21 protein-coding genes are annotated in these 21,425 nt (G+C 74.0%); 8 read left to right on the top strand and 13 right to left on the bottom strand.

The annotated features are described in order from the left end of the window. Positions 1-104 precede the first annotated feature (104 nt). Complete coding sequence (locus AC3RKB_RS06005; protein ID WP_491435109.1) at positions 105-602, bottom strand: hypothetical protein; 498 nt, start codon at positions 600-602, stop codon at positions 105-107. Positions 603-810: 208 nt separating this feature from the next. Between AC3RKB_RS06005 and AC3RKB_RS06010 the strand changes: the two genes are divergently transcribed. Together AC3RKB_RS06010 and AC3RKB_RS06015 are read left to right on the top strand one after the other, a co-directional pair. Further along, positions 811-1,269, top strand: coding sequence for an Hsp20/alpha crystallin family protein (locus tag AC3RKB_RS06010; RefSeq protein ID WP_491435111.1), 459 nt, complete (start codon positions 811-813; stop codon positions 1,267-1,269). A 17-nt stretch (positions 1,270-1,286) separates the two neighbouring features. Next, positions 1,287-1,946: a BON domain-containing protein gene (locus tag AC3RKB_RS06015; RefSeq protein ID WP_491435112.1), complete on the top strand. Its 660-nt coding sequence runs from the start codon at positions 1,287-1,289 to the stop codon at positions 1,944-1,946. Here the strand turns inward: AC3RKB_RS06015 and AC3RKB_RS06020 are convergent. Together AC3RKB_RS06020 and AC3RKB_RS06025 are read right to left on the bottom strand one after the other, a co-directional pair. Beyond that, positions 1,925-2,254 carry a DUF7882 family protein gene (locus AC3RKB_RS06020; protein WP_491435114.1) on the bottom strand — a complete coding sequence of 110 codons (330 nt, stop codon included), beginning with the start codon at positions 2,252-2,254 and terminating at the stop codon, positions 1,925-1,927. The genes AC3RKB_RS06015 and AC3RKB_RS06020 overlap by 22 nt on opposite strands. A 91-nt stretch (positions 2,255-2,345) precedes the next feature. Beyond that, complete coding sequence (locus AC3RKB_RS06025) at positions 2,346-3,482, bottom strand: trans-sulfuration enzyme family protein (RefSeq protein ID WP_491435115.1); 1,137 nt, start codon at positions 3,480-3,482, stop codon at positions 2,346-2,348. A gap of 256 nt (positions 3,483-3,738) precedes the next feature. Here AC3RKB_RS06025 and AC3RKB_RS06030 point away from each other — a divergent pair, with 256 nt between their 5' ends. After that, a complete protein-coding gene (locus tag AC3RKB_RS06030) occupies positions 3,739-4,656 on the top strand; it encodes a DNA-3-methyladenine glycosylase family protein (RefSeq protein WP_491435116.1) in 918 nt (305 codons plus the stop codon). Between the two features lie 227 nt (positions 4,657-4,883). Here AC3RKB_RS06030 and arfB read toward each other — a convergent pair whose 3' ends face one another. Then, positions 4,884-5,321, bottom strand: coding sequence for an alternative ribosome rescue aminoacyl-tRNA hydrolase ArfB (arfB, locus tag AC3RKB_RS06035; RefSeq protein ID WP_491435118.1), 438 nt, complete (start codon positions 5,319-5,321; stop codon positions 4,884-4,886). A 121-nt stretch (positions 5,322-5,442) separates the two neighbouring features. Between arfB and AC3RKB_RS06040 the strand changes: the two genes are divergently transcribed. Genes AC3RKB_RS06040 through AC3RKB_RS06050 form a run of 3 tightly spaced genes read left to right on the top strand, consistent with a single transcriptional unit; the run spans position 5,443 to position 8,150 of the window. Then, positions 5,443-6,282, top strand: coding sequence for a universal stress protein (locus tag AC3RKB_RS06040; protein WP_491435119.1), 840 nt, complete (start codon positions 5,443-5,445; stop codon positions 6,280-6,282). A gap of 15 nt (positions 6,283-6,297) precedes the next feature. Beyond that, entirely contained in the window at positions 6,298-7,713 is a 1,416-nt protein-coding gene (locus tag AC3RKB_RS06045; protein WP_491435120.1) for an MBL fold metallo-hydrolase RNA specificity domain-containing protein, read from the top strand. After that, complete coding sequence (locus AC3RKB_RS06050; RefSeq protein ID WP_491435121.1) at positions 7,710-8,150, top strand: pyridoxamine 5'-phosphate oxidase family protein; 441 nt, start codon at positions 7,710-7,712, stop codon at positions 8,148-8,150. Before AC3RKB_RS06045 ends, AC3RKB_RS06050 begins: the two co-directional genes overlap by 4 nt. Positions 8,151-8,152: 2 nt before the next feature. Here AC3RKB_RS06050 and AC3RKB_RS06055 read toward each other — a convergent pair whose 3' ends face one another. The 7 genes from AC3RKB_RS06055 to AC3RKB_RS06085 all read right to left on the bottom strand — a co-directional run bounded on the left by AC3RKB_RS06055 (position 8,153) and on the right by AC3RKB_RS06085 (position 17,452). Further along, entirely contained in the window at positions 8,153-9,028 is an 876-nt protein-coding gene (locus AC3RKB_RS06055; protein ID WP_491435122.1) for a carbohydrate kinase family protein, read from the bottom strand. A 68-nt stretch (positions 9,029-9,096) separates the two neighbouring features. Continuing rightward, entirely contained in the window at positions 9,097-9,309 is a 213-nt protein-coding gene (locus tag AC3RKB_RS06060; protein ID WP_491435123.1) for a hypothetical protein, read from the bottom strand. 153 nt (positions 9,310-9,462) lie between these two features. Then, positions 9,463-11,463 (bottom strand): DNA/RNA non-specific endonuclease, encoded by a 2,001-nt coding sequence (locus tag AC3RKB_RS06065; protein WP_491435124.1) that lies wholly within the window; start codon positions 11,461-11,463, stop codon positions 9,463-9,465. Next, positions 11,460-14,693, bottom strand: coding sequence for an AAA family ATPase (locus tag AC3RKB_RS06070; RefSeq protein WP_491435125.1), 3,234 nt, complete (start codon positions 14,691-14,693; stop codon positions 11,460-11,462). Before AC3RKB_RS06070 ends, AC3RKB_RS06065 begins: the two co-directional genes overlap by 4 nt. Further along, the gene (locus AC3RKB_RS06075; RefSeq protein WP_491435126.1) at positions 14,662-16,494 is read right to left on the bottom strand and encodes a trypsin-like serine peptidase; all 1,833 of its coding nucleotides are present in this window, start codon (positions 16,492-16,494) and stop codon (positions 14,662-14,664) included. The genes AC3RKB_RS06070 and AC3RKB_RS06075 overlap by 32 nt, the downstream gene beginning before the upstream one ends. A gap of 161 nt (positions 16,495-16,655) precedes the next feature. After that, complete coding sequence (locus tag AC3RKB_RS06080; RefSeq protein WP_491435127.1) at positions 16,656-17,120, bottom strand: SRPBCC family protein; 465 nt, start codon at positions 17,118-17,120, stop codon at positions 16,656-16,658. Then, positions 17,117-17,452, bottom strand: coding sequence for an ArsR/SmtB family transcription factor (locus tag AC3RKB_RS06085; protein WP_491435128.1), 336 nt, complete (start codon positions 17,450-17,452; stop codon positions 17,117-17,119). Before AC3RKB_RS06085 ends, AC3RKB_RS06080 begins: the two co-directional genes overlap by 4 nt. 66 nt (positions 17,453-17,518) lie before the next feature. Between AC3RKB_RS06085 and AC3RKB_RS06090 the strand changes: the two genes are divergently transcribed. Next, positions 17,519-18,187, top strand: a complete 669-nt coding sequence (locus AC3RKB_RS06090) for a GAP family protein (RefSeq protein ID WP_491435129.1) — start codon at positions 17,519-17,521, stop codon at positions 18,185-18,187. 59 nt (positions 18,188-18,246) lie between these two features. On the opposite strand, the gene AC3RKB_RS06095 is transcribed toward AC3RKB_RS06090, so the two are convergent. Next, entirely contained in the window at positions 18,247-19,902 is a 1,656-nt protein-coding gene (locus AC3RKB_RS06095; protein ID WP_491435130.1) for a molybdopterin-dependent oxidoreductase, read from the bottom strand. Between the two features lie 121 nt (positions 19,903-20,023). On the opposite strand from AC3RKB_RS06095, the gene AC3RKB_RS06100 reads away from it, so the two are divergent. Then, positions 20,024-20,893, top strand: a complete 870-nt coding sequence (locus AC3RKB_RS06100; RefSeq protein WP_491435131.1) for a DNA/RNA non-specific endonuclease — start codon at positions 20,024-20,026, stop codon at positions 20,891-20,893. On the opposite strand, the gene AC3RKB_RS06105 is transcribed toward AC3RKB_RS06100, so the two are convergent. After that, complete coding sequence (locus tag AC3RKB_RS06105) at positions 20,859-21,422, bottom strand: RBBP9/YdeN family alpha/beta hydrolase (RefSeq protein ID WP_491435132.1); 564 nt, start codon at positions 21,420-21,422, stop codon at positions 20,859-20,861. The two genes, AC3RKB_RS06100 and AC3RKB_RS06105, sit on opposite strands and share 35 nt — an antisense overlap. Between the last annotated feature and the right edge of the window lie 3 nt (positions 21,423-21,425).

Genomic DNA, 21,425 nt, shown 5'->3' on the forward strand with positions numbered 1-21,425 from the left:
ACGACCTCACTCACGTTCCGGCAACGAGTGCCGATGCACTCACCATGGCACTGATGCGCGCCGCGCGGAACGGGGTGCGCGATGCCGGTGCCGCGGGCCGGGTCCTACCGGGCGGTCTCGCCCCCCGCGCGGACTCCGGCGCCGGTCGCACCGGCGGGCTCCGGGACCCTGTGCACGCGGGCGTGCGCCCACGGGTGCAGCACGTCGAGCAGCACGAGGACGGCGGCGAGCTCGGCCACGCCGAGCCCGAAGTACGTCGCCTGCAGCGCGCTGAACGGGATGTAGACCATCTGCACGAAGATCCAGACGAGCACGCCGAACCCGGCGATCGCCGAGGCGAGCATGGCCCAGCGCATGCGCCGCGCCGCCATCACGAACGCCACGAGATGCGTGCCGCCGACGATGAGGGCGAGCGCCAGCCCGGGCACGACGAACGAGTCGAACGGCGAGCCGTCGAGGTAGGAGTCGGGGATCGCGAACGGGCTGTCGCTCCAGTCCATGAGCGATCCGGCGACGAGTGCGGCCCCGCCCAGCACCGACGTGACGGCCACGAAGGCCTGCACGAACAACAGCGTCGCGCGTGCGACGCGCTGCGGCGTCATCCGCGCACCCCCTTCCGAACGGGCCGGGTCGATGCCCAGCGTTCCGCATCAGAAGGGCCCGCGCAGGGGCCGAAGGTCACTCGAGGCGCCTCCGCCGCGGTGGAGGGACCTAAGGCCCCGCACGCGGCGGGTGCCGGCGTGAGCATGGTTGCGGCGACCGCGTGGCCGGGCTGCCACGCGGGCCGAGAAGACCGAAGGAGGCCCGATCATGGCCAGGAACGTCATCCGCTTCGATCCGTTCGCGGAGCTGAACTCGCTGCAGCGGCAACTGTTCCCGGAGGGACTGTTCTCGCAGTCCCGGCGCGCCGCGCCGACCACCGACATCTACACCGAGGACGACGAGAAGCTCACGGTCGAAGCCCACCTGCCGGGCTTCAGCGAGGGCGACATCGACATCGACGTCGACCAGGGTGCGCTGGTCATCCAGGCCGAGCGACGCGAGAAGGACGAGGAGAAGGACAAGAAGAAGTACGTGGTGCGGGAGAGCAGCACGAGCTACTACCGGCGGATCGAACTGCCCGAGATGGCCGACGAGGAGGGCGTGACCGCGCACTTCGAGAACGGCGTCCTCAGGGTGACCGTGCCGTACAAGGCGCTGCCGTCGCCGCGCAAGATCGCGATCTCGTCGGGCGGCGAGCCCGCCGGCGGCGAGACGGCGAAGGCCTGAGGGGCGAGGGCAGCGCGATGGCCGCGAAGTACACCGACGACGAGATCCAGCGGTGGGTCGAGGAGGAGCTCGAGTGGACGCCCGGGCTCGACTCCGCGGGCATCGGCGTCTCCGTCGACGACGGCGCCGTGCGCCTGTCGGGCGAGGTCGCCGACCTCTCCGAACGGGCCGACGCGATCCGCGCCGCGGAGCGGGTGCAGGGCGTGACGACGATCATCGACGACCTCGTGGTCGCCGTGCAGGGCTCGCGCGAGCCCGACGAGGCCGACCTCGCGCATGCGGTGCAACGCGAGGTCGCGTGGGTCGGCTCGGAGCCGAACTCGGTGCGCGCCGAGGTGCACGGCCACGATGTCGTCCTCACCGGGGAGGTGGAGTTCAACTTCCAGCGCGACGGCGTCCGGCGCGCGGTCGTCCGCATCCCGGGCGTGCACTCGGTCGACAGCCGCATCGCGCTGCGCCGGCGGCCGTCCGCGGCCGACACGGCTGAGCGGATCCGCCGCGCCCTCGTGCGGCACGCGACGGTCGACGCGAGCCACGTCGACGTCGAGGCCGACGGCACGACGGTCCGGCTCACCGGGTTCGTCTCGTCGTACCTCGAGCGCACGCAGGCCGAGGAAGCCGCGTGGGCGTCACCGCACGTCGAGCACGTCGAGAATCACCTCGCGGTGGTGCCCTGAGCCGGATCCGCCGCCCACAGGTCGCCGTCGGGCGGCAGGACGATGCCGCCGGAGCGCTCCAGTTCGTCGCCCATGGCGTCGACCGCGGCCGCGTCGGGGCCCGGCGCGCTCGGATCGTCGATGTGCAGTCGCACCGGGATCGTTGGATGCAGCCACACCGTCGACGGGCCGAAGCCGGGTTCCGACCACGACAGCGTCAACCCGCTGCCGGCGTCGAGACGCCGCTCCAGCACGACCCGGAAGCTCGCGAGCGTCGCGTCGTCGACCCTGATCGGGTACTGCGCGGCGCTGTAGTACAGCGTTCCCATCTTGCTCCACCCCCCTCGGGCGCGACCCACGTTATGCGGTCGTCGTCCGATCGGTCCACGGGGTTGACCGCGGCGTGCGCGCCCGCAAGGGTCAGTCGCGTGCGGAGCCGGCCGCCTCGAGCGCCCGCTCGAGGTCGCGGGCGAGGTCGTCGGCGTGCTCGAGTCCGACCGAGAGGCGCAGGAGCCCCTCGGGGATCGTCGGGGCCTCGGCGGCCCAGCGGCGGCGGCGCTCGAGCTGGGACTCGACGCCGCCGAGGCTCGTGGAGTGGACCCAGACCCGGGTCGCCTCGGCGACCCGCTCCGCGGCATCCGCCCCGCCCGCGACCACGATCGAGATGATCGCGCCGAACCCGGGGTAGCGGACCTCGTCGAGCGCGGGGTGGCCGGTGAACCGCTCGACGAGCGCTCGCGCGGTGGCCTGCGCGCGCTCGAGCCGAACGGGCAGGGTGCGCAGTCCGCGGAGCGCGAGGAACGATTCCATGGGGCCGGGGATGGCGCCGTGCAGGCGCCGACGGGCCTCGATGCGGTCGCGCAGCGCCTCGTCGCGGGCGATCACGGCGCCCATGATGACGTCGCTGTGGCCCGAGATCGACTTGGTCGCGGAGTGCACCACGAGGTCTGCGCCGTGCCCGAGCGGGCGCTGCAGCAGCGGGGTCGCGAACGTGTTGTCGACCGCGAAGAGCGCGCCGGCCTCGCGTGCCGCGCGGCCGATCGCGGCCAGGTCGGCCACCTCGAGCGCGGGGTTGGTGGGCGACTCGATCCAGACGAGGTCGGCGCCGGCCGCGGCATCCGTCACCGCCTGCGTGTCGGTCACGTCGACGTACCGCACGGTCGCGTTCCGCGACCCGGCGAGGTCGTCGAGCAGGCCGATGGTGCCCGTGTACGAGTGTCGCGGCGCGACGACCGTGCCGCCGGTGGGCACGAGGTCGAGCACGGCTGAGATCGCGGCCATGCCCGACGCGAAGGACACGCACGGCCCGCCCTCGAGGGCGCCGAGCGCCGCCTCGAACGCCGCCCACGACGGGTTGCCGTAGCGGCCGTACGCGGCGGGGCCGCCCGCGTGGTAGGTCGACGCGAGGTGCACGGGCGTGCTCATGGGCGCGTCGGGCTCGCGCGCCGGCCGGCCCACGTGCACGGCGAGCGTGTCGGGGTGCAGGCCGTCGTGCTCCCGGTGTTCGGTGTCGTTGCGGGGGTCGCTGGGGGCGGATGCCTCGTGGTCGGCGGTCATGGCGGTGCTCCTCGGGTACGCGGCGGTCCTTCGATCCTCGCCCATTCCGGACCCGTGCGTCGCCGACCGGAGACGTTCCTCATCGTCGTACCCCGGTACCCCGGTACTCCGGTACTCCGGTACTCCGGTACTCCGGTACTCCGGTACCCCGGTACTCCGGTACTCCGGTACTCCGGTACCGGGTCGTGAGAGGGGAACGAGTTTCCGGAGCGCCCCGGGCGGGTCCGCTGACGGCGGGAGGGCGCACACTGGAGGGGTGACCCCCGACCACGCGCTCGACTGGCGCGCCCCGCACGAGACGCACGTGGTGCAGACGCTCGGCGTGCTGCGCCGCGGGCCGGGCGACCCGACGTATGCGCTCGGGGCCGACGGCGCGGTGTGGCGCACCACGCTGACCGATGCCGGGGCCGCGACGCTGCGCGTCATCCAGCGCGGGCCCGACCTCGTGCGCGTCGAGGCGTGGGGTCCGGGCGCCGAGGCGGCGCTCGCCGGCGCCCCGTCGATGCTCGGCGAGCGTGACGACACCACCGGCTTCCGCACGGGCGTCGACGTGCTCGACGATGCGCACCGCCGCAATCCGGGCCTGCGCGTGCCGCGAACGGCCCGCGTCATGGAGGCGCTCGTGCCGGCGATCCTCGAGCAGAAGGTGATCACGCTGCAGGCCCACGCGTCGTGGCGGCGGATCGTGCTGCGGTTCGGGTCGGTCGCGCCGGGGCCGGCCCCGCGGCCCATGCGGGTCGTGCCCTCGGCGGGCGGATGGCGCGCCATCCCGGTCTGGGAATGGCACCGCGCCGGCGTCGACCCCAAGCGCGCGGCCACGATCCAGCGCGTCGCCGCATACGCCGGCCGCATCGAGGAGGCCGCCGGCATGTCGCACGCCGATGCGGCCGCACGCCTCACGCACTTCGCGGGCGTCGGTCCGTGGACCGCGGCCGAGGTCGCCCAGCGCGCGCTCGGCGATCCCGACGCGGTCTCGGTCGGCGACTACCACCTCGCGAACTACGTCGGTCACACGCTCCACGGCCGCGACATGACCGACGACGAGATGCTCGAGGCGCTCGCACCCTGGGCGGGGCAGCGGTACCGCGTCATCCGCCTGCTCATGGCCGCCGGCCTGCGCGGCCGCCCGCGCCGCGGCGCGCGCATGGCGTTCGTCGACCACACCCCGCACTGACCGGTCGGTCGGTCCATGCGAGGTCGCCGCGCTCGCGCGTAGGCTCGGGTCCACCTGCACCCCGCTCGGCCACGGGAAGGAGCGATCCATGGGTGAGCCGACCGGGTTCGCCTTCCTCACCCTTCGACCGACCCCGTACTACGACGGAGCGCTCGCTCAACTCGAGGAGCTCTGCTACATCCGGATGCTCTGACCGGCGCGTTCGCGCGACGCGCGCCGCCTCGTGGTCAGTCGCCGGGTGGGCGACGCAGGCGCTTGACCTCGGTGCGCCGCTTCTTCGCTTCCAGGCGCCGTTCCTTCGCACCGCGACTCGGACGCGTCGGTCGTCGCGTCGGTGACGGCGGCCGCAGCGCGTCGGCCACGACGGCGACGAGCCGTGCGCTCGCCGCATTCCTGTTGCGCAGTTGCGTGCGGTGCTCGGATGCGGTGATCGTCAGGACCCCGTCGACGACGCGACTGCTCAGGCGCATGAGGAGTCGCTCCCGCTGGAGCGGCGTGAGGACGGCCGAGCCGGCCACGTCCCACACGAGCTCCGCTCGGGAGTCGGCGGTGTTCACGCCCTGCCCCCCGGGACCGGATGACCGCGAGAACCGCCACGAGAGCTCGGACTCCGGGATCGTGAGTCGTGCGTCGACCCGGAGACCGGGACGGTGGACAGCAGGCATGGGTCCATCATGTCGCGCGTTCGGGCGGCTCGCCCGAGTGACCTTCGGCCCGCGGCCGGCGCGCGTCCTCGGGGAGGCTGGCAGCACGGACCGCACCGGAGCGGCCGGCGAAGGGGTGGTCGTGGTGTTCTCGCAGATCGTGGTCGGCTGGGACGGCTCGCCGCACGCCGAGGCGGCGCTGCGCTGGGCGCTCGCACGCGGCGGCGATGCGACCGTCGCACTCGTGCAGGTGATCCCGGGCAGCGACGAGTCCAGCGAGTACCTTCGCGCGACCGGCGACCTGTCGGCGGCCCGCGTCGGCCTCATGGACCGGGCCGAGCAGGTCCGCGCCGAGCACCCGGGTCGCACCGTCACGACGCACACGGTGCACGGTCGCCCCGACAAGGAGCTCGGCGCGTACCTCGACCACGACGCGCTCGTCGTCGTCGGCACGTCCGCACACGGACGCGAGACCGCCTGGACGCTGGGCGCCCGCCTCGCGGGCCGGCGCGGGCAGGGCTGCGTCGCCGTGATCCCGCACGACTGGGACGCGAGCCGGCGCTCGACCGTCGTCGTCGGAGTCGACGGATCGGCCGAGTCGATGGCCGCGATCCGCGTCGGCGCGGAGGAGGCGGCCGGCTCGGGCCAGGCGCTCGAGCTCGTGCACGCCTGGGTGGTGCCGACGAGCTGGAACTCCGCGTACGTCGAGTACCTCGGCGACGTCGAGATGATGGAGGAGATGCGGCGCGACGTGCTCGACGACGCGCTCGAGTACGCCCGGGCGCACGGCGCCGAGCCCACCGGCCGCCTCGAGCGCGGCGGCCCCGCGCCCGTGCTCGCCGAGCTCTCCGAGCGCGCGAGCGCCGTGGTCGTCGGAAGCCACGCGACCGGCGGCATGGCCCGGTTCCTGCTGGGTTCGGTCAGCCACGACCTGCTGCTGACGGCCGCCGGGCCGGTCATCGTCGTCAGCGACGTCGAATGAGCCTCGGATGACCCGATGAGCCAGACGAGCCTCCGCTTCCTCGGCGCCGCCGACACGGTCACCGGGTCGCGGTACCTGCTCGAGTCCGGCGGAGTCCGCCTGCTCGTGGACTGCGGGCTCTTCCAGGGCTACAAGGTGCTCCGCGAGCGCAACCGGCGGCCGTTCCCGGTCGCGCCCGAGTCGATCGACGCGGTGGTGCTCTCGCACGCGCACCTCGACCACTCCGGCTACCTTCCGGCGCTCGTCCGCGACGGCTTCGCGGGACGCATCTGGGCGTCGCCCGGCACCGTCGAACTCTGCCGGATCATGCTGGCCGACAGCGCCTACCTGATGGAGGAGGAGGCCCGGCACGCGGCATCCCGCCACTGGTCGCGCCACGCCGACCCGCGGCCGGTCTACACGTCCGACGATGTGCGGGCGACCCTGCCGCACTTCTCCGAGCTCGCGTTCGACGAGCACCGAGAGGTCGCCCCGGGCGTCGACGTGCGCCTCGTGCCCGCCGGGCACATCCTCGGGGCGGCGCAGGTGCGGGTGCGGGTGGATGGCGCGCAGCTGCACTTCACGGGCGACCTCGGCCGGGCCTCCGATCCGCTCATGCGCGCGCCCGCGCCGCTCGAGGCGTGCGACGTGCTCGTCACGGAGTCGACGTACGGCGACCGGGTGCACTCGGCCGAGGATCCGGCCGATCGGCTCGGCGAGGTGATCCGTCGCGTCACCCGCAAGGGCGGTGTCGTGCTCATCCCCGCGTTCGCGGTCGGGCGCACCGAGACCGTGCTGCTCCACCTCTCGCGCCTGCGCGATCGCGACCAGCTGCCCGACGTGCCGATCTACCTCAACAGCCCGATGGCGGTCGACGTGGCCGGCATCTACGAGCGCTACCCCGAGGAGCACCGCCTCGACGCCGACGAGCTCCAGCGGATGTACCGGCTCGCCACGCGCATCACCACCGTCGACGACTCGAAGCTGCTGAACCTCCGCGGCGGCCCCATGGTGATCATCTCCGCGAGCGGCATGCTCACCGGCGGACGGATCCTGCACCACCTCCGCGAGTACGGGCCCGACCCGCGCAACGCGATCGTGCTCACCGGGTTCCAGGCCGGCGGCACGCGCGGCGCCGCGCTCGCCGCGGGCGAGCGGAGCCTGCGCATCTTCGGCGAGGACGTGCCGATCCGCGCCGAGGTCGTGCAGCTCGACAGCATGTCGGCGCACCCCGACGCCGACGAGATCCTGCGGTGGCTGCGCTCCGCGCCCGACGCGCCGGCCATGACGTACGTCACGCACGGCGAGCCGCACGCGGCCGACGCCCTGCGTGCGAGGATCAAGCACGAGCTCGGGTGGGACGTGCGCGTGCCCGACCACTCCGAGCGCGTGCCGGTCGAGCCGCGCGAGCTGTCGACCCCCGAACCGGCCCGAACGAGGAGGACCACATGAACGGACAGGACGACGACCGCCCGCCCACGCGCGAACTCACCGAGGAGGAGTGCTGGAGCCGGGTCGAGGCCGCGCCGTACGGCCGGATCGCCGCCGCGGCGGGCGGCGAGGTCGACATCTTCCCCGTGAACCACAAGGTCGACGAGGGCCCCGACGGGCGCGCGATCGTGTTCCGCACCCAGCCCGGCACGAAGCTGCTCGAGTTGACCATCCACGCGAACGTCGCGTTCGAGGTCGACGGGTACGACGACGAGTCGGCGTTCAGCGTGGTGCTCAAGGGCCGGGCCCGGCAGCTCGAACGCGACAGCGAGATCGAGCGCGTCGCGGGCCTGGGCGTCACGCCCTGGGCGCCCGAGGTCAAGGACCGCTGGGTGCGGGTGGAGGTCACCCAGATCGGCGGCCGGACGTTCCAGCGGGCGCGCCCCGCGGCCGAGTAGCGCTACCCGACCAGCGGGTCCAGTGTGGGGTGCAGGTGCCGGGTGCCGAGCACGGATGCCGCGTGCTGCGCGCCGACCTCGAGCGCCGCGTCGATCGCGGCCCCGTCGAGCGTCGCGTGCAGCACGCCCGACATGAACGCATCGCCCGCGCCGTTGGTGTCGACCACCTCGACCGGCACCGCCTCGACGCGGTGCTCCGAGATCGTGCCGCCGTCGTGCGCCGCGAGCGCCATCGCGCCCTCGGCGCCGAGCGTGCAGACCACGAGCCGCGCGCCCTCGTCGAGGCAGCGCCGCATGAACGGCAGTGGATCGCCGCCGATGCGGTCGGCGTTCATGAAGATCGCCTCCGCGGCGTCGATGAAGGGCCGGTGGTACTCGGCGGTGCCGTCGTAGTCGTGCACGTCGGTCCAGATCGGGCGGCCGCTGGCTCGCGCGTCGGGGATCAGCCGGCGCGAACGCTCCGAGAGGTCGAGCACGATCGCCGCGGCATCCTCGAGCTCGGCGGCCAGCCGGCCGTCGTCGGGCGACGGCGCGTCGTCGGGCGTCGAGAGGTACAGCGACACGCGCTCGCCGCGCGGCGTCATCAGGTTGAGGTGCCGCTCGGTGCGCCCGCCGTCGACCACGTCGAGCTCGAGCCCGGGCACGCGTTCGAGGATTCCGCGCAACCGCTCGCCGTCGGGGTCGCGGCCGATGAGCGTGAAGAGCTCGACCTCGCGGCCGAGCGCCGCCAGCCCGAGCGCCTTGCCCGCCGACGTGCCGCCCACCGTCTCGTGATCGCCGAGCGCGAACCGCATGTGCGGCACCGGCTCGGGCAGCTGCTCGAGCAGCACGATCCGGTTCCATGACGCCGGCCCCGCGATGACCACCTTGCCGCTCACGCCCGCTCCGCCTCCGCCGCGCGCGCCGCGGCCCCGCTCCATCCTGCCCGGTCGGCGAGCCGCCCGCGTCAGCGGTCGATGAACTGCTCGAGCTCGGCCTCGCTCACCGCGATGCCCGCATCGGCGAGACGCTGCCGCAGCAGCTCGCCCTCGTCGCCCGCGTGCCCGAGATGCACGTCCTCGCGCACCTGCTCGAGGATCCCGCGGATCTTCTCGGCGCGCGTCGCCTCCGTGGCGCCGTCCTCGACGGGGCCGTCCTGCGTGCCGGGTGTCTCGGCCATGGTTCCCTCCATCCGGGCGGCGCCGCGCTCGGGCTCGCCATGGTCGATGCTGCCCGGTGCCGCGGCATCCGTCGAGGCGTTGACACGAGCGGATGCCGCGTGCCGGGCCGCCGCCGCGGCATCCGCTGCCCCTCGGCTCGACGTCGCGCCGCGCTACACGACGATCCGGGCGAGCGAGTCGAGCGGCACGAAGAGCGGCTCGCCGTTCTCGATCGCCTCGGCGCCGATCGCGTTCGCGCGCAGCGGGTCGGCCTCGACGTAGTGGGCCAGGTCCAGGCCCGTTCCCTCGGCCAGGTCGGAGATCGCGATCTGGAACGTGCGGTACGGGCCGAGCACGAAGCCCTCGAGCCCCTCGACGCGGGAGCGCTTCTCGAGGAGGTCGCGGATCAGCTCGCCCTGGCTCAGCAGGTACGCGGTGGCGTGCAGCTCGGTGCCACCCGCCTTCGGCATCACCACGACCTTCCAGAACTCCTGCGGCACCGCCAGGCCGGGCGCGAGCTCGGGGTCGTCGGGGCGCAGGATCGGGCCGGTGAACACGCAGGCCCGGAACCCCTCGGTCCGCGCGCTGTCGAGGATGTAGTTCTCGAGCCCCTGCCAGAGCTCCTTGCCCTGGTTGAGCCGCGAGTGCTGCAGCGCGGAGTTCGTGTAGTGGAACGTGTCGTCGTTGGCCAGCTTCGCCCGCGGGGTGACGTCGGCCGGGCTCGTCGCGTCCGGATCCCAGTTCGGGTCCTCGCGCCGGACCATGTGGCCGCGATCGATCTCGGGATCGTCGTAGTCGCGACGGGTCAACTGCGCCTCGAGCGGGATCCGCGCATCGCGGAACCACTTGTCGCCCGTCCGCTTGATGCGCACGGGGTGCTCGCCGTCGATGTTGACCGCGGTGATCAGGGGCTGGCGCCGGGCCAGGTGGTACTTCACGCCGAAGTGCGTGTAGCGGAGCTCGAACGGACGCCCCGGGTCCTCGTCGCTCGGACGGGCGAGCCCGGACTCGACGGCGGCGGGCGTTCCCGGCCACGGAGCGGTGAGCCCGCCCTCCAGGAAGTCGGGGTCGTAGCCCGCGCGCTCGCCGAAGAAGTCCGGCTGGTGCACGCCGTCCGAGGCGGCCTCGACGAGCTGCTGCTGCTGCTCGGCGCGCGCGACCTCGAAGCCCGCGGCGAGCGGGCGCTCGCCCGCGATCAGCCGCCTGAGCGTGCCCACGCCGACCGCGTGGTTCTCCACGCCGTACCGGCCGGCGAAGTGCAGGCCGACGACCTTGCCGTCGTCGAGGCCGATCAGCGGCGACCCCGAGTTGCCGCCCAGACTCGTGCAGTCGTGCGTCAGCGACTTCCGCCCGCCGAGCCCCTGCATCACGAACCCGGGCGCGAAGCGCTTGACCTCGTACAGGTCGCGGAAGTACTTCGCCTGGTCGGCGGCGTCGTTGCGCGAGTCGTACGCGGGATAGCCGATGACCGCGACGAGCTGCCCCTCCTCGGCCTCGGCGTCGGCCAGCGGCAGCGGCGAGGGCAGGCCGTCGCCCACGATGCGCAGCAGCGCGACGTCGGGGGAGGCGTCATCGGCAAGGTAGGTGATCGCGACCACCTCGACCGGTCGCGCGTCGCCGGGGTTGGAGGCCACCTCCTCCTTGAAGTCGATCTCCGCGCCGTAGCGCATGCCCGTCGTCGGCGAGCGAAGGAAGACGCCGCTGCCGTCGAAGCCGCGCTGCGCGACCACCTTGGCCACGTGCCGGTTCGTCGCCACGATGCGGGTCGACGCGTCCTCCTCGTGGATGACCCAGCCGGTGCCGCCCCACGCCATCGAGTGGTTGACGAACTCGACCCGGCCGACCGAGAGCACGCTCCGCTCCACGCCCTTGATGAGCGCGTCGGTGCCGGGCGCGAAGTCGGGCAGCTCCTCGAGTTCGACTGCGTCGTTGCGGACGATCAGCGGCGGACGGCCGACGCGCTTGACGATGGCCTCGAGGGCGTCGAGCTGGATCACGCTCTCGAGCTCGTCGCCGCGGTCGACCGCCTCGGCCGACCGCGCCGAGACGAGGTCGTCGGGCAGGCGGCCCGTGGCGGCCGCCCGCTGGACGGCATCGCGCAGCGCGGGCGAATCGTCGAGCCTGCGGCGGAGGTCTCCGCGGCGGCGTTCCTCGTCGTGTCGTTCGTCGGTCATGGTCGCGTTCCTTCGGTCGGGCCGGCGGGCGGGGCGGCCCGATCCTCCGGCGGTGGTGGTCGTCGGTCGTCAGTCGCCAGGAGCACTGCCACCGGGGGGACGAAGGCGCTCGGCAGGCTCCGGCGGAGCAGGAACGCGGCCGCGGCGGCCGGCCCGCGCCGCGCCGCCGTCCGCGCGGCCTCACCCGCCGTCTTCGGAGACCGGGCGCGCAGGAGCGAGAGCACCTCGGCGGCGCTCGCATGCTCGGGCGCCCACGCCTCGAGCTGTGCGGCGGCCGCCGCTGCGGGATCCGCCGAGTCGAGCAGCGCGGCGAGCCGGTCGGTCATCGTGACGTCGAGCGGGCGGTCCCAGCCGGCCGGAGGAGGCGGTCCGTAGGACCAGGATCCGGCGACCGTGCGCCGCCACCGTTCCGCCGCGGCGGCGACGAGCCGCAGGTCCCGGTCGCGCCGGAGGTACGCCGCGGCGCCGGCCAGCTCGGCGAGCAGGCCCAGCTCGGCGAGGCCGTGCACCGCGAGGGCGCGGCTGGCCTTCCGGTCGGTCCAGGGCCCGGTCTGCAGGGGAGCGAGGTCGCCGAGGTCGTCCAGCCGCTGCTGCACTGCAGCGGCGTACTCCGCGAGGTGCTGGTGGCGCGGCAGCCGGCTCATCGTCTCGACCAGATCCGCGAACGGCGTGAGCACGGCTGCGGCACGGGCCAGCACGCTCGTGCGGTCGGCCTGTCCGATCTCGATCGGTCCGGTCCGGTCCTCGATGCGCCGCAGGCCTCCCGTGACGGCCTCGAGTGCCGTCTCCTCGTCGCCATCGTCGCCCGGCCCGCCCCAGCGGTGGATCGCGGCGGCGACGGGGTCGAGACCGGGGCGACGCTCCGACGCGAGCGGCGTCGGCGTCGGGTCGGCTCGATGCAGTGCGAAGCCCAGTGCGGCGCCGGCGAGGCTGGTCAGCATCGGCTCCGAGACGAGGGCGGCGACGCGCGCCCTGAGGTCGTCGTGATCCCGGAGGGTCTCGACCACGTCGGTGAAGCCGGATTCCGCCCCCATCTCCAGCCGGCAGAGGGCGTCGAGCCGGGACTGCGCCAGCTGGGCCTCGAGCGGCGGAGTCGAGCGGCGCCATCCGCCCTGGCGGGCGAGCAGGCGGCCCGCCTCCGTCCAGCGGCCCGAGCGCCACAGGAACGTCAGGACGACGTCGGAATCGGGACTGCGCGGGTCGATCGACATCCCGCTGATCGCGCGCTCGAAGAGGTCGTCGCCCTCCAGCCAGTCGGATCGGCCGTTGAGGGATCGCAGTTCGCGGACGGCATCCGGCTCGGACGCGCTCCCGCGAGCGGCCGCGCCGTGTCGGAGGGCCTCGGCCGGGACCTCGCGGCGAAGGCGCACGAACTCCTGCGCGTTCGGCGGGAGCTCGGCGATGGACTCGGGGTCGAGCCGCGCGAGGGCGGGCGGCGAGATCGTCGGCGGCTCGGCGGATCGCCGCATGAGCTGCAGCCGGTGGTAGGCCGCCTCGGTCTCCGCCCACGGTTCGCGACGCGCGCCGAACCATCGTGCGGCGTCGCGATCGATGCGGGCGGACTTCACCGGTGCCGAGTCGTAGAGCGTGGGGCGCACCATCCTGCCCAGTTCGGGGACGGACCGGAGGAAGCCGGTGGCGAGCGGATCGGGCTCGAAGGCCCAGTCGAGCTCCGCGAGCTCCGCGACCAGGCGCTCGGCGCGGTCCGGCGAGAGATCGCGGAGACCGGCCGCCCGCCCGAGGAACGCGACGACGGAGTCGGCGTCGACGCGCCGGGCGATGAGGGCCGCGCCGACGAGGCGCCGGAGGCCCGGATCGGCGACGTGCGAGAGCAGCGCCCGGTACAGGTAGGCCGAGGTCATCCCCTCGCGGCCATGGGCCTGTCGCACCGCGTCGGCGCCGTGGTCCCGCACGAGCCGCGCGGCGAGCCCGAGGCTCAGCGGATCGCCCGTCGCGATCTCCCGCACCGTTGCGCGGTCCCCGCGATCCACGCCGAGCGCCTCCAGCTCGTGGTCCGCGGCCGCGGGGTCGAGGCCCGGCAGCACGACGCGCTCCCCGATCCTGGCCCGGATGCCGTGCACGGCGTCGCTCGGTCCGGCCCCGATGACCGCGATCTGCGTCTGGATCAGGTCGGCGAGCTGGGCGATCCACTCGAAGAGCCGAGCCGGATGCGTTGCTCCGCGGTGGCTGAGGAGCTCGAGGTCGTCGAGCACCAGCAGGACGCGCTGCGCCGGGGCGTCGAGGGCGCGCCGCAGCGCCAGTGCAAGTGCCTCGGGCACCCGCTCCGGGCTGTCGCCCTTGAGCTGCGGTGCTCCCTGCGCCACGCCGGCGGCCTGCTGTCGTGCCTGCTGCACGAGCGACGACGAGCCCGGCACCTGCGCCGAGACCTGCCGGGCGAACTCCAGCGACAGCCCGATGGTGTCCTGCACGTCGAGCCCCGACCGCTCGAAGTCGAAGCGGACCACGACCCAGCCGTCGTCGCCTTCGAGCAGTCGCGCGGCGACCTCCTCGATCAACGTGGACTTCCCGACGCCCGGCAGGCCCTCGACGTACAGCGTCGCCGGCTGGTAGCCGACGAACCCGGTGTCGAGCCATCCGAGGATCCGCTCGAGCTCGTCGGCGTGCGCGGGCACCCGCTCGCCCGGCGTTCCCCGGGCCTCGCCGAGCATCTCGAGCCGGATCAGGGCGGACTTGACCCGCGGCAGGTCGGCCCGGCGAGCGGCGTGCCCGTCTGCTCGCCCGAGGCCGATCGCCGTTCGCTCGAGCGACGCGCGGTCCCCGTCGCGGAGCGCCGCCGCGATGGCGCTCGCGGTGAAGGCGCCCTGCCCGGTGACGGCGTCCAGCAGGTCTGCGGTCGGTCCGTCGAGCGGGAGGTCTCGCCGTCGGCGGACCGCCTCGTCGAGGCGCCCGGCGTCGACGAGGCGATCGAGCACCCGCCGCCGTGCGGCGCTGCGCATGAGCCATCCGTCGCCCGAGGGGCCCGTGACCGTGTCGCAGTCGCGGGAGAGGCCGGCCGCGACCGCGGTCAGCAGCGCGGGATCGGTGCGTCCCGGGCCCTCGATGCTGCGCAACGCCTCGACCGGATCGAACGCGGCCGACAGCGCGGCGTACTCGCGAGCGCGCAGCAGCCCCGCGTCGACGGCGTCCTCCGGCGGGCCGGCGTGCCCGCCGGCATCGCGCACGCCGCCGCGCGAGCGATCACGCCGCGGGGTCGGCTCGTCGTTCGCCATCTGCGTCTCCGCCCGTCCCGAGCGTCCGGAAGTACTGCTGGAGCGTCTCGACGATCGCGGGCAGGTCCGCGTCGGAGTACATGCCGTTGAACGGCGTGAAGTCGACCAGGAGCACCTTGAGCACGAGCTCGATGTCGCGCGGGACCGCGTCGCCCACGAGGTCGGTGGTGGCGAGGGTGAGGCAGTTGAGGATGTCCGCGCGGGTGAACCCGCCGATGTACTCGACGACGAGTCCGGCCGGGCCGTCGGGGGCCGCGGCGGCGGGGCTGGAGAACTCGAGGCCGCCGAGCGGCACGGTCTCGAGCCCGGCGATGACGAGGCGGATGCGCGGCAGCGGGAGGCACTCGGCGACGAAGGCCTCGAGCTCGAGCCGGCGCGCCTCCGGCAGCGGGAGCGTCGGGTTGTCGACGAAGAACCACACGGTCCGGCCGGCCTGCTCCGCGGCGAGGTCGATCGCCTGCGCGAGCCGCCGTGCGCGGTGGGACGCCCGGCCCTCGAGCGTCGCTCCCGTCGCTCCCTCGGCCGGTGGGGCGGCGGGGATCGGGATCCCGGCGGCGTCCGTCCACCGGGCGATGTCCGAGAGCAGGTCGGAGGACGTCGCGTCGAGCGCGACCGACACGACGCGGTGCGCGGGGCCCTGCCGCATGAGCAGCTCGACGAGGATCCGGTGCGAGAACCCGAGCCCCGCGCCGTCCTCGGCGGGTCGCCGGCGCTTGACGCGGATGCCGCGGACCGCCCCGTTCGCCGCGCCGGCCGCGGCGGCGACGGCGGACGCGAAGCCGTCGCGGCCGATCACGAGCTGCGTGGTGTCGTCGTCGAGGCGCCAGATCGCGGTGGGGGCGACGTCGCGAGCGACGAGTTCCGCGACCTCGTCGCGGAAGAGGCCCAGCGGCACGAACCGGCCGCGCTTGACCACGCGGTCGCCGTCCTGCGACACCCTCGCGCCGGCCTGGTGCACGCCGATGAGGTGGAATCGGTCGTCGAAGCACGCCCCGCCGGAGGAGCCCTGCGCGGTCGGGATGTCGTGGTGGAGCCGGGCCGTGACGTTGCGGGGCTTCGTGACCGTGCCGTGTCCGAGCTCACCGTCCTCGCCTGCGGGGAAGTCGAGCAGGAACACCGGGGATCGCGATGCCACTGCCGGTGCGGACTCGGGCAGGGGGACATGGCCGAGGTGGCGCGCCGCGGGCGTCGCCAGCGACAGCAGCGCCACGTCGTGCCGGTCCACGACCTCGGCGTCGGAGGTCGGCGCGCGCTGCTCCCACTCGCCGTCGCCGCACGGCGACTGGTACGCCGGCGGCATGACGGCGTCGTGCCGGGTTCCGTCCTCGAGCCGCACGACGACGTCGGGCAGCGGCTGGTCGGGCCCGTTCGGGCCGTGCAGCCGGACGACGTGCCAGGCGGTCAGGACGAGACCCGGGCCCACGAGGCATCCGGTGCCCTTGAAGTCGTGGTCGACCTCGATGCGACATCGGAACCGTTCGGCCTTCGCCGTGAACCGGTTGAGGTCGACGAGGTCGAGGCGTCCGCCGCCGCGCCCGACCTCGTCGGATTCGGGCTCGTCGCCGGGCAGGCGCACGTCGCGCGCGCGCAGCGCCTCCATGAGCGGGTCGACGAGGTGGTGCGAGCGCAGGTGGTCGATGCAGAGCTGGATGGGGTCGGAGCCGAGCAGGCCGGCCGCCGCGGCGAAGGAGCGCAGGTCGACCGGCGCCCGCCCGCCGTCGCGCTGGATGGCCGCGAGCGCGTCGTCGACGGCCGCGGGGGCGCTGCGGATGACCTCCCTCAGGTCCTCGTCGCTCCACATGGTCGGTCCCCCCGGTCCGCCGGGCCGCGGTGGGGTCGGCGCCGGCCCCGTCCGTCACCCCATTCGATACCGCAGCGCGGGGGCCGCGCGCAAGGGAACCGAGGGAAGTTCAGGGGTGTCCCGAGACCGGTTCCGGGGCACCCCTGAGTGCCGAGCGTGCCTCAGCGTCGCCGGAGGTACGCCTCGATGCGGTCGAACGCGCCGACCCACGCCATCGTCTGGAAGAAGTCCCGGATCTCGGGCGTCGGGAAGCCCGACTGCTCGACGATCATCAGCGTTCCACCTTCGACGGGCTCGAACGTCACCACGACGTGCGTGGTCATCGTCGCGCCGCTCGGGTCGCTGCCCGACGACTCGGTGACCAGCCGGTGCGGGCGGTCGATCTCGAGGAAGACCTGCTCCTCGCGGAACAGCGTGTCGCGGTCGGGTCCCCAGACGGCGACCTGCTTGCCGCCGACGCGCAGGTCGACCTCGATCTCGACGACGCCGGGTTCCTCGTCGAGGATCGAGAACCAGATCTTCTGCTTCTCGGCGTCGGTGTAGGCGTCGAAGACCTCCTCGGGCGCGGCGGGGAGCTGCCGCGTCATGCGGAGTGCAATCGTCTCGCTCGTGTCGATGTCGCTCATGATTCCGTTCCCTTCCTGAGGGTGAAGTAGGCCTGGAGGCCGTCGAGGCGACGCTCCCAGAGCCGCTGGTAGTAGCTGATCCATGCCATCGCGTCGTCCAGACGCTCGGTGCCGAGCTGGACCTGCCGTGCTCGGCCGACCTTCTCGGTGGTGACGAGGCCGGCGGCCTCGAGCACGTCGACGTGCTTGCGGATGCCGGTGAGCGTCATGCCCGCCGGCCGCGCCAGCTCGGTGATCGTCGCCGGGCCGTCGCCGAGGCGCGAGAGGATGTCGCGCCTCGTCGTGTCGGCGAGGGCCGCGAACGCCCGATCGAGTGCCTGTTGTTGAACCATGTGGTTCAGTGTACATCACTGAACCGATCAGTTCAATGACGATGCGGGCAGGATAGGGTCTCTGGCATGGCCGAGGTCATCGGCGACGTGATCCCGTTCGCCGTGGGCGTCGCACTCAGTCCGATCCCGGTGATCGCCGTACTGCTGCTCCTGCTCGCACCCGCCGGCGTGCGCGGGGGCGCGGCCTTCCTCGCCGCGCGGGTGCTCGCGCTCGCCGCGCTGACCGCGGTATTCGCGTGGGCGGCCGACCTGATCGACGACGCGGCGGGCTCCACGACGCCGGCCGCGGTGCTGCGCCTCGTCGTCGGCCTCGGCCTGGTGGTCGCCGCGATCGTGAAGTGGCACCGGCGCCCGCGCGGCGACATCGAGCCCGAACTGCCGGGCTGGATGCGCGCCATCGACGGCATGGGCCCCGGCGCCGCCTTCCGCCTCGGCCTCGTGCTGACGGTCGCCAACCCGAAGGAGCTCGCGTTCGCGATCGGCGCGGGCCTCACCGTCGGCGGGGCGATGCTCGGCCCCGGCGGCCTCGTGGTCGCGGGCGCCGTGTTCGTGCTGCTCGCCTGCCTCGGCGTCGCGGTGCCGGTGGTCGCGGTCCTCGTGGGCGGCGAGCGGATGGCGCCGGTGCTCGCCGAGGCCGGCTCCTGGCTGCGTCGCAACAGCGCGATCGTCATGGCCATCGTGCTGCTCGTGATCGGCGCGATGCTGATCGGGAGCGGGCTCTCGGGACTGGGCTGAGCGCGGGTCGGACCGGCCGGACCGGCACAGGCCGGCTCAGGCCGAGCGGATGCCGCGGTTCATGTCACCGTGACGAGCACGCGGTGCCACCCCGTCGCCCCGTCGGGAGTGACCGGCGCCCGTTCCTCGACCTGGAGACGGCCGTCGAGGTCGACGGCCCGCACCTCGACGTAGTGCGTGCCGGGCGCGGCATCCCACTCGAGCACCCACTGCACCCACGTGTCGCGGTTGATCGGCGTCGAGACGTCCGCCCGCTGCCACGGCCCGTCGTCGATGCGCACCTCGACCCGCTCGATGCCCGTGTGCTGCGCCCACGCCATGCCGGCGATCGCCGTCGGGCCCGTCGGGACCGGCCGGCCCGAGCGCGGCGTGTCGATGCGCGACGACAGCTTGATCGGTCCCTTCGCGCTCCAGCCGCGCGGCGTCCAGTACGCCTCGTCGGCCGCGAACGTCGTGACCGTCAACTCCGACAGCCACTTCGTCGCGGAGACGTAGCCGTAGAGGCCCGGCACGACCATCCGCACGGGGAAGCCGTGCTCGAACGGCAGCGGCACGCCGTTCATGCCGACCGCGAGGATGGCATCCCGGCCGGGGTCGGTGAGCGCCTCGAGCGGCGTCGACGCCGTGAACCCGTCGACGCTGCGCGAGAGCACCATGTCGGCGCCGGGCTGCGGTTCGGCCATCGCGAGGATGTCGCGCACGGGCACGCCGAGCCAGATCGCGTTGCCGACCAGGTCGCCGCCGACCTCGTTCGACACGCACGTGAGGGTGACCGCGTACTCGTCGAGCCGCATCGCCAGCAGCTCGTCGAAGGTGAGCTCGACGCGCCGGCCGACCCGGCCGTCGATCATGAGCCGCCAGGTCCCCGGGTCGACGGTCGGCACGGTGAGCGCGGTGTCGATGCGGTAGAAGTCGGCGTTGGGCGTGATCAGCGGCGCGAGGCCCGGTACGTCGAACTCGGCGCCCGCAGGCACCGTGACCGTGCTGCGCGGCGCGGGCAGCTTCAGGGCGTTCCGGAGGGCGTCGATCGACGCGCTCGCCGCGTTCGAGATGCGCGCCCCGATGCCGACGACCAGTGCGGATGCCGCGGCCGCCCCCGCGACGACGAAGAAGCCGCGCCGGTCCACGCCGCCGGCCTGCCCGGCGGCCGCCGGCGGTGGGGTGCGGACGGCGCTCGCGCGCAGGCGGCTCACCAGCAGCCTCAGCACGAGGACGCCCGCCGCCGTGCCGACCACGGGTGGCACCCACGCGAGCATCGTCGCGCCCGCGCGCGTCGTGATCGCCGCGATCGACAGCGCGCCCGCGACGGCGAGCAGCACCGAGCCCCACGGCGGACGGCGAAGCTCGAGCACGCCCGCGATCGCGCTCGCGACGAGGACCGCGACGCCGAGGCTTCCGAGCAGCACCGGCTTATCGGCGGTGCCGAACGCGGCGATCGCGAAGTCCTTGACGGGCGGCGGCACGACGTCGATGACGAAGGCGCCGACCGCGAGGATCGGGCTCGCGTCGCGCGCGACGAACACGGCGGCGAGCTCGGCGGCCGCGAGGAACGCGCCCGCGGCGATCACGCCGGACACGGCCGCCCAGGCCGTGGTGGCGCGCGATCGCACGGCCGGCGCGCGTGCGACGTCCGTCTCGCGTGCGCCAGCGGGGCCCCCGCCGCCGTCGGCCCCGTCGGCCCCGTCGGGCGTGCGCGTCGATGCGGGCTCGACCATTCCGCTCCTCCGATCCGCGGGCGGTTGCCCGCCATCGGTGGTTCGCAGCGAGCGGCACCGCGGATTGACTCGTCACGATCCTCGCACTTCCCGTGTCGGCGGCGCATGGTGTGCTGGACGCATGGGCTTCGACGCGCGGTTCCTGGGTCTCGAGGCGGCGATGCCGGCCGTCCCCGAAGCGGATGCCGCGGCATCCGTCGAACTCGACTACCTGCACTTCACGGTCGTGCTCGACACGCGGCGGCGGTTCGCGCGCATGACCGGCGTGAACATCGACGGCGCCGAGCTCGTCGAGGTGGAGCGCGGCGACGACTGGCGGTTCGACGCGCGCATCCCCGAGCACTGGCAGGCCGGGCCCGCGGTGTACGCGCGCAACGACCTCGACCGCGGGCACCTCGTGCGCCGGCGCGACCCCGTGTGGGGTCCGCCCGAGGTCGCCGCGCGGGCCAACGCCGACACGTTCCGCTTCACCAACGCCGCGCCGCAGCAGGGCGAGTTCAACCAGTCGCTCGAGCTGTGGAACGGGCTGGAGGACCACGTGCTCGAGTACGCGCGCGTGCACGCCCAGCGGCTCAGCGTGTTCACCGCGCCCGTGCTCGACCCCGACGACCCGCCCTACCGCGGCATCCGGGTGCCGCTGCGGTTCGTCAAGGTCGTCGCATGGCGATCGGGCGACGAGCTCGCGACGGCGGGGTTCGTGCTCGACCAGTCACCCGTGCTCGACCTCTCCGAGGCGGCCCGCGCGACGCCCGAGGCGCTCGCCGAGCGCGAGCGGGCGCGCCTGGCCGCGGGCGCGACGGCGGTGCCCGACCTCGGGCCGTTCCGCACGTTCCAGGTGCCGGTCGCCGACGTCGCGGCGCTCACCGGGCTGTCGATGCCGGCGTTGGTCGAGGCCGACCGGATGGTGCGGGCCCGGGTCGTCGAGGGGGCGCCGGGCGCCGCGGGTTGGCGCGCGGTCAGCCGGCCTGACGAGCTGTTGCTCGGGCCGTGAGCACGAAGTCCTCGAGCAGCTGGAGCCCTTCGGGCCACTCGCCGCACCCGCTCGCGACGTTGACGTGCCCGCGGGCGCCGAGCGCGTGGAGCGGCGAGCCCCACGCCGCGGCGATCACCTCGGCGCGGTCGGGCGAGCAGTACGGATCGTCCGACGACGCCAGCACCAACGAGGGAATGGGCAGGCGCGTCGCGGGGTCGGTGAACGCCGTCGCCGCGCGCGGGAACTCGGCGCCCGACGGGTCGGGCGGTGCGACCAGGAACGCGCCTGCGACGCGCGCCGACGCGGCATCCGTCCGCTGCGCCCAGTGCGCCACGGCGAGACAGCCGAGGCTGTGCGCGACGAGCACGGGCGCTGGATCGACGTGGCCGACGGCGCGGTCGATCGCGGCGACCCAGTCGTCGAGGTCGGGCTCATCCCACGACGCGGGTTCGATGCGTCTCGCGTCGCGGAGGCCGACCTCCCAGCGCGACTGCCAGTGGGCGGGGTCGGAACCGCCGATGCCGGGGACGATGACGGAATGGTGCACGGG

This window comes from Agromyces capsici, from assembly GCF_058349965.1.